The organism is Methanomicrobiales archaeon HGW-Methanomicrobiales-1, assembly GCA_002839675.1.
Lineage (GTDB): Archaea > Halobacteriota > Methanomicrobia > Methanomicrobiales > Methanospirillaceae > Methanoregula.
Map to the genome: position 1 here is coordinate 1,204,756 of PGYM01000001.1, position 11,125 is coordinate 1,215,880.

Annotated in this window: 9 protein-coding genes; 6 read left to right on the forward strand and 3 right to left on the reverse strand. The window is 51.8% G+C overall.

The genetic code is table 11. The annotated features are described in order from the left end of the window. Nucleotides 1-26: 26 nt before the first annotated feature. Nucleotides 27-257: a hypothetical protein gene (locus CVV30_06055; GenBank protein ID PKL70899.1), complete on the reverse strand. Its 231-nt coding sequence runs from the start codon at nucleotides 255-257 to the stop codon at nucleotides 27-29. 344 nt (nucleotides 258-601) lie between these two features. Between CVV30_06055 and CVV30_06060 the strand changes: the two genes are divergently transcribed. Next, nucleotides 602-2,344 carry a bifunctional metallophosphatase/5'-nucleotidase gene (locus tag CVV30_06060; protein PKL70900.1) on the forward strand — a complete coding sequence of 581 codons (1,743 nt, stop codon included), beginning with the start codon at nucleotides 602-604 and terminating at the stop codon, nucleotides 2,342-2,344. A 352-nt stretch (nucleotides 2,345-2,696) separates the two neighbouring features. Here the strand turns inward: CVV30_06060 and CVV30_06065 are convergent, their stop codons facing one another. Continuing rightward, nucleotides 2,697-4,211 (reverse strand): transglutaminase, encoded by a 1,515-nt coding sequence (locus CVV30_06065; GenBank protein ID PKL70986.1) that lies wholly within the window; start codon nucleotides 4,209-4,211, stop codon nucleotides 2,697-2,699. Between the two features lie 913 nt (nucleotides 4,212-5,124). On the opposite strand from CVV30_06065, the gene CVV30_06070 reads away from it, so the two are divergent. After that, complete coding sequence (locus tag CVV30_06070; GenBank protein ID PKL70901.1) at nucleotides 5,125-6,555, forward strand: hypothetical protein; 1,431 nt, start codon at nucleotides 5,125-5,127, stop codon at nucleotides 6,553-6,555. A 310-nt stretch (nucleotides 6,556-6,865) separates the two neighbouring features. On the opposite strand, the gene CVV30_06075 is transcribed toward CVV30_06070, so the two are convergent. Next, on the reverse strand, nucleotides 6,866-8,218 hold the full coding sequence (locus CVV30_06075) for a histidine kinase (protein ID PKL70902.1): 1,353 nt from the start codon (nucleotides 8,216-8,218) through the stop codon (nucleotides 6,866-6,868). Nucleotides 8,219-8,416: 198 nt separating this feature from the next. Between CVV30_06075 and CVV30_06080 the strand changes: the two genes are divergently transcribed. The 4 genes from CVV30_06080 to CVV30_06095 all read left to right on the forward strand — a co-directional run bounded on the left by CVV30_06080 (nucleotide 8,417) and on the right by CVV30_06095 (nucleotide 10,722). Then, nucleotides 8,417-8,659, forward strand: a complete 243-nt coding sequence (locus CVV30_06080; GenBank protein PKL70903.1) for a hypothetical protein — start codon at nucleotides 8,417-8,419, stop codon at nucleotides 8,657-8,659. Nucleotides 8,660-8,935: 276 nt separating this feature from the next. Next, nucleotides 8,936-9,922: a phosphoesterase PA-phosphatase gene (locus CVV30_06085; protein PKL70904.1), complete on the forward strand. Its 987-nt coding sequence runs from the start codon at nucleotides 8,936-8,938 to the stop codon at nucleotides 9,920-9,922. A gap of 160 nt (nucleotides 9,923-10,082) precedes the next feature. Beyond that, entirely contained in the window at nucleotides 10,083-10,529 is a 447-nt protein-coding gene (locus tag CVV30_06090; protein ID PKL70905.1) for a PIN domain-containing protein, read from the forward strand. Continuing rightward, nucleotides 10,519-10,722, forward strand: coding sequence for a hypothetical protein (locus CVV30_06095; protein PKL70906.1), 204 nt, complete (start codon nucleotides 10,519-10,521; stop codon nucleotides 10,720-10,722). The genes CVV30_06090 and CVV30_06095 overlap by 11 nt, the downstream gene beginning before the upstream one ends. Nucleotides 10,723-11,125 lie beyond the last annotated feature (403 nt).

Sequence of the window (11,125 nt, forward strand, 5' to 3'; positions counted from 1 at the left end):
CATTTTCCGGAGCGGTTGCCTTCAGATCATTTTGATCTGTCGGTAAATCCTTTCTTCCTCGCTGGCTCGCTTTTGACCCCGCTGTGGGAATTGGTTCTTTCTACCGGGATCTCCTTTACCGCAATCCTGTCATAGCGGAGAGGACAGGCACCAACCCGGGATAATTCTCTCTGTACCATGAGACACTGTGCGGTAGACCCACCCAGGGAATGGATGTATTGATCACAGTGATTTTCTTCACAGAACTCCTCAAGCATATACCGCAATGGAACAAGTGAGGGGATAAACTGATGCCTGTCCTGATTTCCTTTAAGGTTTATGCTCCACATCATCCAGATCAGATGACTGTTAAGGGGATGGAGGCCGGGGCGTGGGTGGATGAAAGGGGGCCGGAAGTGGTGCGGGCAGAGGCGTGTGAAATTTTTTTAAGGGGAGACGGTAGATTTTTTTTTTAGGATTTGCAAAAAAATTTGTTTTTAAAAAAAAATATCCGGTGAGAAATTTACGGGGGAAAATATGGCCGGAAAATTTCCTGCCCGACTCCTTCTGGTTCGCCGGGAAACTCAACAATTAAACGATCACACACTGACATGTCATTATCATGGCATCCGATTCGTGGCGGGACAGGATTCCGGCCAGGCAACAAATTCTCTTGGGGATCTGCGCACTCTGTGTTCTCCTCCTGGCGGCACTTTTTTTTGCCGGGTATCTTTTCGGGCCGGCTCCGGCATCGCATACTAACCCCAACGTCCAGGTGAAAATTCTCGCGGTAAATGATTTGCATGGGCACATCATCCCGGGCCAGACCCTGAACAACCGCCCGGTCGGCGGTATTCCGGTACTGGCATCCTACCTCAATGCTGCAATGGCATCCGGGAAGGCAGATGGGATCATCATTGCCCTGCCCGGGGATGTAATGGGAGGTTCACCACCCCAGTCCGGGCTGCTTCTTGACGAACCGTCCATGGTGTTCTTCAACAGCTATGCAAACCAGCACTGTACCTTCGGATCGCAGCCCCAGGATCCTTCCTGCAATATGGTTGCAACGCTGGGAAACCAGGACTTCGACTACGGGGTTGCAGAACTCATGAGAATGATCAACGGGGGAAATGGCACAACCAACATCACCCACATTGTTGACCCGTATCCCGGCTCGAAACTCGGCTATGTTGCAGCAAATGTGGTCTGGACTGCCAACCAGACACCGGTCCTCCCGCCCTATACCCTGCGGGATGTCGGAGGTGTCAGGATTGCATTTATTGGTGCCGATACCATGACTACTCCCCAGCTCCAGAATGCTGCCAATCTCGACGGGGTCTCATTCCAGGACGAAGCCGATGCCATCAACCGGTATATCCCGGAGATCCAGAAACAGGGAGTCCATGCGATCGTTGTTGTTCTTCACGAAGGCGGCACCCAGACACCTTATGACGGCCCCACGCAGGCAAACGGAACCGTGACCGGGCGGGTGGCCCAGATTGTTCCCCGGCTTGACCCCGATGTCGATGTAGTGCTGTCAGCCCATACCCATGAGTTTACCAACACGTACCTCCCCAATGCCGGCGGGAAACCCGTGCTTGTCACGCAGGCATACATGTACAGCAGGGGATTTGCCGATGTCGATCTCACGATTGACCGGGCAAGCGGGGAGATCGTGGAAAAATCCGCACAGATTATCTTAACCTATGCCGATCAGGCCCCCGGCACCAGCCCGGATCCCGCGGCCACTGAGTTCCTTGCTGAGGATGAAAATGTCCTTGCCCCGGTGATGAACCGGCTCATTGGCGTTGCTGCCCAAAATATTACCCGGACGCAGAACAGTGCCGGGGAATCGGCTCTCGGCGATCTTCTTGCAGACGGTGAGCGGGCTGCGATGAAAACCGATGTGGGATTCGATACTGCCGGTGACATCCAGGCAGACCTGTCTGCTGGAAATATTTCCTGGAACGATCTCTATGCAGTCCAGCCGGCCAGCGGCACGGTCCTCTCGATGACCCTGTCCGGTGCCCAGATCCGGCAGGCCCTTGAACAGCAGTGGCAGCAGCCGCTTCCCCCGCACAATCTCATTGTCTCGGGGCTTGTGTATAGCTGGGATAAAGCAAAACCTGCCGGCAGTAAAGTGACTGCCGTAACAATACGCGGTGTACCGTTAAACCCGAATTCGAGCTACACGGTTTCCACGGTTGCCTACCTTGCCATGGGCGGTGACGGGTATACAACATTTACCCGGGGAACGAACATGACGTATGGGCCGGGAGATATCGATGCCCTTGTTGCCTATGTCGGGTCCTTGCCGCAACCGGTGAATGTGACCACGGACGGGAGAATACAGAGGATCAACTGACGTTGAACCGGCATCTGCCACAGTCTTTTTTTTTTAATTATTGTTGAGGGGACCGCGGGTGTTTCCCGGGGTTTTGGGCTTTGTTTTAGTACCTTGAGGGAACGGGGGCCGGGGCTTGGCCGGATGAATGGGGGTGGGGAGTGCTGAGGGAAGGGTTTTGATGATGAGTTGAGTGAGGACGGGTTTGTTGGCGGACCGCGATTCAGGGGGAGATACGAGTCTGTGACCCGGAGTTTTTACCTGAAATTTTTCCGGTGCTGGTATGAGCATTCCATTTTTTTGCACAAGTGCAATAACAATGGCCGACGAGATGGATGCATACAGGCAATCTCTAAAAAAAATAGGGACAGAATTATTCCTTTGTGACCGTGAGTTTGCCGTAGTTACTCAGCCAGACTTTTGTATCTTCCGTGCAGGTGTCACACATGGCCCGGGGTTCCTGAACCCCCATATCCACCATTGTCGGGTCATTGATTGCCGGGACGAGCGGGACATCGACATCCTTCTGGATGATATAGCGGTACGGGTCGAGACTGCCGAAGAAGTACTCTTTGTACTGGTGCCGGTCGTCCGCGGTTGCGTTATGGGACCAGTCGGCACCCTCTGCTGCGGTCACATCAACAGGGATCCATCCGTACCCTTCGAGATAGTACTCTGCCCAGAAATGAGTGCCTGCCTTTCCTTCAATCATCTGGTAGCCGCCGGGTGCCCGGGCGGGGATGCCGAGAGAGCGGCAGAGTGCGGCAAAGTATACGCTCTGGGTTCCGCAGTCGCCAATATCAGTCGTAAGCATATAGGTGGATTCAGGGATTTTCATTGCGTTAATCCAGGAATGCGGGGCGTGACTGTAGGGGAACGTGTCCACGATAGACCAGTAGATCTTCTGTGCCTGCAGGTACGGGTTGGTCTCATTCCCCACGATCTCTTTCGCCTTCTTCTTCATCTCGGGAGTAAGAGCGATATTATTGCTGGCCTTTGTGTATTTCAGGTATTCCGGATCGTTCGTGTTATAGGGTTTCACTTTTACGGGATCGATGGTGAACCGCTGTTCGTGCTGGGTGAAACTGAACCGCGTTGTGACATTCAGGAAGGGATCATTAAACTCTTCGAGCGGGACCTCGAGATAGACGAGACCAATATCCGCACCCGTGCCGGTTGAGGACTTCACGTACCGGGCCGGCTCAACGGAGATGATCGTTACATTGGTCTGGGAACCGGTCTCCACCGGCAGGGGCATCCAGAGTTTGAACGTGCCGGTCTTTGGGAGCTCTTCGCGGGGGATCGAGATCTCCCCGAGGCCCGTATACCGCACCGGCTCGCCGTACGGCCCGGCTCCCGCCGTCTTTGGTGTGCGTACCAGGGGGATAATCTGATCGTACAGCGGAGTATAGTTCATGGCGGCCGTCCTCTTCTGCATCAGCGGCGGGTTATGGAACCAGATGTTATTGACGGTATCAAGGGAATACATAACCTCCCCGTCAGTTGTGATGGTTGTTACCTTTGTTGCATCGAGGAGGGCTGTCCTTTCCTGTACGGACATGTTGGAGAAGGTCTCTGCAACCTGCTGTTCTGCGGCACTGCGGTTCCAGGGGAAGGGGACGAGCTTCATCAGGGTAATCGTATCCCTGTCCCGGGCCTTAAGGGCGGCAGCAGTGTTGCCTTCTGCGGTGTAATTTTCCTGCGCAAGGCCAAAGAGTGTCTCTGCGGCATTCAGGTTGTTGTTCCTTACTTCGTTCTCACCCTGCGCATAGAGTGCGTCACCTTTGGACGCTGGTACCGGGGTCTTTTCGGAAGTGCATCCCGCTGCAAGGATGACAGCGATGAGGACACACGCAGTTATCACGGATACTACGGGAAATTTATTCATGGTTCGCCGGATAAAGAGACGGATGTGCGGGGAAATTAAGCTGTTGAAATGATCTTGCCCATCACCGGGGGGTGCTCCCATAAACCCTTCATCCGGGCTCATAATTGCCCCGGATTGCATCATTTCCGGCACCCGACCGGCCAGTTACGGTGATTTCCCGGTCAGTTCTTTTCAGAAAATAGCATTTCAAACCCTGTTGATGAAAGGGGGCGTTTTGAGAGGAGATAAACCGGCCAGTACTGTGCAGTTTGGATTGAGGATCTCTGATAGCCCTTGAGGAGAGGAGGTTCGAAGGATGATGAGCAAAAGAACCCCCCTTTTAGGGATCGATTATTCTGGCCCGGGACACTGTAAGAGATGCTCTCCCGCAGACCTACTTCTCCGACGGAGAGGGGGGGTGCCCGGGTATGAAGAGGGTATCATTTTCCTGCATTATTTGCGAGATTTGTCGGATTAAAGCTCATCGCATTTTAACGGCTCTTATTTTGGGCAGTAAATGCCAAAAAACGGCATTTAATTGCTCTAAAAGTTTCCTCTTTATTGCGCTTTGGAGGGCAAATCTCCCTTGAGATGACCTGTAGTAGGTGGAAAATGAAAAGAAGCCCAGCTTTGGGGCTCCGATCCGGGAATCTTTCGGCGTGCATCGACGTGAATTTGACCGTTTTTTACGGACCCCGGCTTTGTGAAATTCCTTTCGGAAAGAAGTTTTGGTGAAAATTTTTATTGTGAAGATCCTTTGAAATTTTTAACGCGTGTTCTGCTCAATATTAAAAAAAACCGGTTGATTTTTTTTGTACCGGGCCCGACCGGGGAATTTCCAGCGGCGCTTAAACCTTAGCAATCGCTCACCGGCAGGATGAAATGATTACCGTTTAATAACCGGTAATGAGTACCATTCCTGAGTGAAAGGATAATGACGGCAAAACCCTGCTGCATCTTTTTGGTGCTCATCCTTCTTGGCATGCTCTGCGTAGTCCCGGTGCTCGCAGATACCTGGGAGAACAACTGGGCACCCTGGGTGACAAAAACCACGACCACCAGCGCGACTATCAACTGGCGGCAGGATACAAACGGGACGGCTACGGTTGCGTATGCCACAACACAATCCTATACCCTGAACCACCGGCTGGATTCCACGATACCGGATACATCGGCCACGCCGTACCACCATGTCCAGCTTGAGGGCCTTGCACCGGATACATCCTACACTTATCTTGTGCAACCCGAAGGCAACCCCGGCGTCTTTTCCTATCGGACGTTCCGTACCATGCCGGAAAATGGCCCGTATACCTTCATCGTGATGAGCGATCCGCAGGACAGCACAAAGTTCACCGAGAACATGCGGTTCCATTACGTTGCAGCTGCAATCGCAAAGGAACCGGATGTACGCTTCATCCTCGCGGGCGGGGATTACGCCCGGCTGGACGACTTCGGCCGCTGGGGGATTTTTTTTAATAACGCTGACGGGATGCTTTCCAATACCACCATCTTCCCGACGGTCGGCAACCATGAATTCCATAATATCACCGGCAGCACCGTACCTTCCCCTGCAATAAATTACCGCCAGGCATTTGCGGTACCGTTGAACTACAGCTTCGATGTTGCCGGGGTCCGGTATATCAGCCTGGACACCCAGGACCCGACCCTGCCGGACCCGAACCCGGCTCTCGGCCCGCCATTCTCCGATGCCATTGTGGCGGGACAGGAGTCCTGGCTCCGGCAACAACTGGACAACCAGTTATACGGGACGTTTACGATCCAGCACCAGCCCAACTGGCGGGATGACTATACAACTCTCTTTCCCACTGCGGGACCCTGGGAGAAACTGTACCATACGTACAATCTCAGTGCATCGTTTGCGGGGCACAATCATAACTACGAGCGGTTTTCCATTCAGGGAACACCCTACTTGATTGTCGGCACTGCCGGGGGCTTTTCCATGCCACTCAATGCCACCCCTCCGGCCGGGTACCAGACGGGTTCAACACGACGGCTCGGGTACCTTAAGGTAATGGTGGATCCGGCCGGTAATTCGGCAACTGCAGAGGAAATCACCGTGGGCTATGTCCTGCACGATAATGACAACGAGACGCCGGTCATCTACCCGGCACCGGTCATTGATGACACGATCACGTTCCCCTTAAACGCGAGACGGGCGGATTTTGTAGGACACGGTGCAGCACCGGCAATGAACGGCAACGGAAACGTCCCGACAGGATCATTGGCGGGATTTTCCCCGGTAATTCTTGCGGCCGGGGTTATTGTCATACTGGTTGCAGTTCTTGGGGGCATTATGTACCTGAAGAGACAGCGCAGCCGGGATCCTGCAATAAAAAAACCGTGATAGCGTACGAAAATAAATAAAAAATATCTGTCCGGGCACCGGGAGATCTCCCGGATTCATCCGGACCCCCTGTTCACGCAGAATATCCCGGTGTTTTCGATCGGACAGGAGGGGATCTCACTTTTGCAGACACCGGTCCGGGCTTTGTTTTGGTATCTTGAGGGGGGACGGAAGCGATGGCGTGGGTGAAGGGGGTTGTGAAGTGATAAGGAGAGGACGAGGGCAAGCAGAGTAGTGGGGGAGTCTGCCTGTCGCATTGCACATTAGGGGCATCCCGGGAAATTCTCTCCCGGGTATGAGGGGGAAAATATTATTTTCGGAGGTTGACCGGGCCAGGCTCCAGATACAGTCCGGCACCGAGCAGCCAGGTCCCGTCAACATCCGTCACGTAACTGATCTTGAGCTGGGTGGTGTTGGTCGATGGATTTACCGAATAATACTCAACGATGCCATTTCCGGAACGGGCGCTGTTGAGCATAGCCTGGATATGGTATGTTCCCATGACATCGGTTTCATTGAACCGATTTACCCCAAGGAGCCCGGGCCGGTACGGCCATGCAAGTGTGGTACCATTGTAATCGTAAGCAAAGATGTAGAGGCCGTTTTTGATAAACGAGCCGTTTAAGTTATTGAATTCGGCAAGTGCTCTCTCTTTGCCGTAGGTGTTCGCATACGACTTTGCACCCGCGACAAACTGACGGATTTCCTGGTCGACAAGCTTATCCTCGCTCGTATAGATGCCAGCTCCTATCCAGTACGTGTCATCAACCGGACGCACGTAACTGATCTTGTATCTCACGGTGAAATTTTCTGCCGGGTCCGGGTACTGGTACAGAAGATACCCGCCACTGTTCTTTGCAAGCTGGATCTCGGTCCGGGTATAATACCTGCCCGAGGAGTCTTTGATATCATAGAAACTGGTGCCAGCGAGCTGAGGCTGGTAGGGCAATGCGAGTGCGGTACCGGAATAATCAAGGGCATAGATGTAGAGGTCCCCATTGGTAAATGGACCGGAGGTGTTCCTGAACGCTGCAAGGGCAGCATCCTTTCCCTGCTGCCGGGCATACGTTGCAGCAGAATCCACAAAGTCCTTGATCTCCTGCGTGGTTGAGGGAGTTCCGGGCGATGATGCAAGGGATGGGTCGACAGGGCCGTAATAGACGCCGGAGCCAAGCCACCAGGTGTCATCCACTTTTGCCACGTACCCGAGTTTCTTCTCGATTGCATTGTTGTGCACCGGGTTGATGTAATAGAACCAGAGATACCCTGACCCGTCATTCACGGCATCGATAAATCTCTGGGCATAGAAGTTGCCTAACGCATCTCGTTCATACAGCCGGTTCACGCCAATCTTTTCCGGGCTGAACGGGTGGGCTAGGGTAGTGCTGTTGAAATCATAGGCATAAATATAGAGTTCACCCCGGACGAACGTTCCGTTCGGGCTTGAAAATTCAGCAAGCGCTGCTTCTTTGCCATGAGTCCGGGCAAAGGCGACTGCTTCATTGACAAAAGCGACCAGGGTCTCATTGGTTGTTCCATTGATTGCACCTGCTGTTGCCGGGGTTGCCGGCATTGCGGGGGATGATGGCTGGGTACATCCGGCAGCGATGAGCAGCAGAGCGAGAACAACAGGGAGGGATATGAGTAAAAATCCCGGTTTCATGTATACCTATGAGGTATGATTTCCCCTTAAGTTTGCTGTATTTTAATTTGCTCTTCATATGACGGATTGCCGGGCGGGTGAAGCCGCCATAGGATTACCTTTTAAAAAACCAAGGGGAAAAATTCAGGTTCGTGATCTTTATATTTCCTTCATCCAAACAGGATATAACAACGTCTTAAAAAGAGGATGGTATCTCCCATGTCATTGTCACGATCCACCTGGTCGCCGCTTGCCCGGCTCGTTCTGTTTATGATCTGCCTGGCAATTGCCGGGAGTTGTATTGCCGGCACCCACTATTATACCGTTGACCTGCCGCAGCAAAAGGCGACAACTCCCGAGAATGGTTTTAAGTTAGGCACTCAATGCGAGATCTGTAAAGCCAACTGCGCTGGTAAGACGGATATCTGGGATTGTCTCGAAACATGTTACCTGGTCTGCTGAACTTTTTTTTGCCGGGTTGACAGCACAATTATGGGGAAATGAACCCCCGGTTGATGCGAAATATCCCGGTGTTTTTAGGGACGTGTAATTTTTAATCAGGAAGAAATTTCTAAAAAAAATTTAAAAAAATGTTCGGATTTTTTTTATAGCCGGAAAAGTTAAAAAAAAGTTTCGTTTGATTCGTACTATCGGTAAGAAATGGGTGTGCGGGAAGAGAATGATTATGAGATCAGGTTCATTGAAATTATTTATTATGAACCCAAATAATCCGATGCAATGATTTTCCAGACTGCCCCCAATATTGCACTCCAGACAAATGCACCCGGTCTTGGAGTCGTCATGCTCCTTGTCTCATTACTGGGGAATGCGGAATTTTATCTTGCGATAATTCCGGTGATACTCTGGTGTTATGACAAGACACTTGGACTGCGTCTCTTACTTCTTTGTTCAATAATTGTCGCGATCAACGCGGCTCTTAAACTCCTCTTCCATGCTCCACGCCCTTACTGGATCGATGCAGATGTAACGGCATTTGCATCCGAGACTTCATTTGGCATGCCTTCGGCCGCGGCCCAGGTCTCACTCGCCTTCCTGGGATATATCGGTGCATGGTTCAGAAAGACACCGGTATGGATTATCTGTTGTGCCCTGATTATTTTCGTGGGAATTGCAAGAATGTACCTTGGCGTGCATTTTCTTGGAGACATTCTCACGGGCTGGATTTTTGCCCTTGTAATTCTTCTCGTATTCCTGCGCTATGAGAATCCAGCAGCAACATGGTTTTTACAAAAACCGGTGCCGGTCAGAATTCTTCTCGCACTGGGTGCATCGTGTGCATTCATCCTGCTGTCCCAGATGATAGTATTCAGTTATGGTTCATGGCAGGTGCCGGCTGAGTGGTCTGCCCTGGCATTTGCGCAGACACAGGAGTTAATCAACCCAACATCGTTGAAAGATACCCTTCTCGCTGCGGGGGTTTTATTCGGTGCAGCTGCAGGTGCAGGTATCAGCGCAGAGTACATCCCGTATTGTGTTGACGGGACCTGGTCACAGAAAGCAACTCGTTATTTTGCAGGAATTATTGTCCTCGCGGTTCTCTGGGTTGCATTAAGTGCAGCAACAAAATCACCGGGCCTTTTCGGATACGGTATGACCTATTTCCGGGCAGCACTTGCCGGAGTCTGGGTTACTGTCGGAGCGCCGTTGTTATTTTTAAAACTCGGGCTCATGACTTCAGAGGGTAAAACCCAATCACTTTATTGAAATTTTTTTACCGGGCCGGTCGGGAAATTTCCGGTAAGGTTCCACCCACGACGGCATAAGGTGAAGGGGCTTACACTTTGGCCGGTCACCGGACGGCGCTCTCAATACGGCATACGATAATTTATCGGCTTGAGTGGTGAAATAAGAGATCAGGAGCGCTATGAAAATTTATCTGGATGTCTGCTGCCTTTGCCGGCCTTTCGACAACCACAGCGATACAAGAGTCCGGCTGGAGACGGAGGCAGTCCTTACTATCCTTAAACGCTGTTCGCTTGATTGGGAAATGATAACCAGCACTGCGGTCCTTTATGAGATCGGGCTTATCAGCGATCCTACGAGAAGATCGCACGCACTGCGACTGATTCAACGGGCGCGTGAGACAATCCGGGTTGATGACAGGTTACTGTCACGGGCAGAAGACTTTGAAAATCTCGGTATCATGGGTATGGATGCTGTCCATATTGCATGTGCAGAAAAAGCCGAAGCGGTACTGCTGACAACTGATGATGATCTGGTAAAGATTATGAAGAAGAATGCACTACGTACATCTGTACACGCAGACAATCCGCTGCACTGGTTGATGGAGGTGAATCAGCATGGAGAGTAAGACTATCGCCAGGATCCAGAGCGAGGGATACGATGCCCTTGTGAATGCACTGGGACCGGAGGATGCGATTCGGTTTATACGGAGTTTTGATCCCGGGAGTGGCGATTACACCCAGGACCGGAAAAAATATCTTAAGAATAAGACGGTAAAACAGATTGGAAAAGAAATTCTCGAATTGCAGAAATCAATCTGAATTTTTTTTTGGCCGGACAGGTAGCACGATCAAGAAGGAAAGAGGGCCTGTTTTGGGGGTGCCGGGATCCTGGCCATTGCAATATTTAACAAACAAGGGCTGCACCCATAAACCCCTCATCCGGGCTCAAATTAGCCCCGGATTGCATCATTTCCAGCACCCGACCGGCCAGTTCCGGTGATTTCCCGGCCAGTTCTTTTGAGGAAATCTTGTTTTAACTCCTGATGAGGAAACGGGGCGTTTTTAAGAAGAGATGGACCTGCCAGTACCGTGCAGTTTGGATTGAGGATCTCTGATAGCCCTGGAGGAGAGGAGGTTCGAAGGTTGATGAGCAAAAGAACCCCCTGTTTTGGATATCGATCTTTTCGGCCCGGGACACCGGAAGAGATGCTCTCCCGCAGAC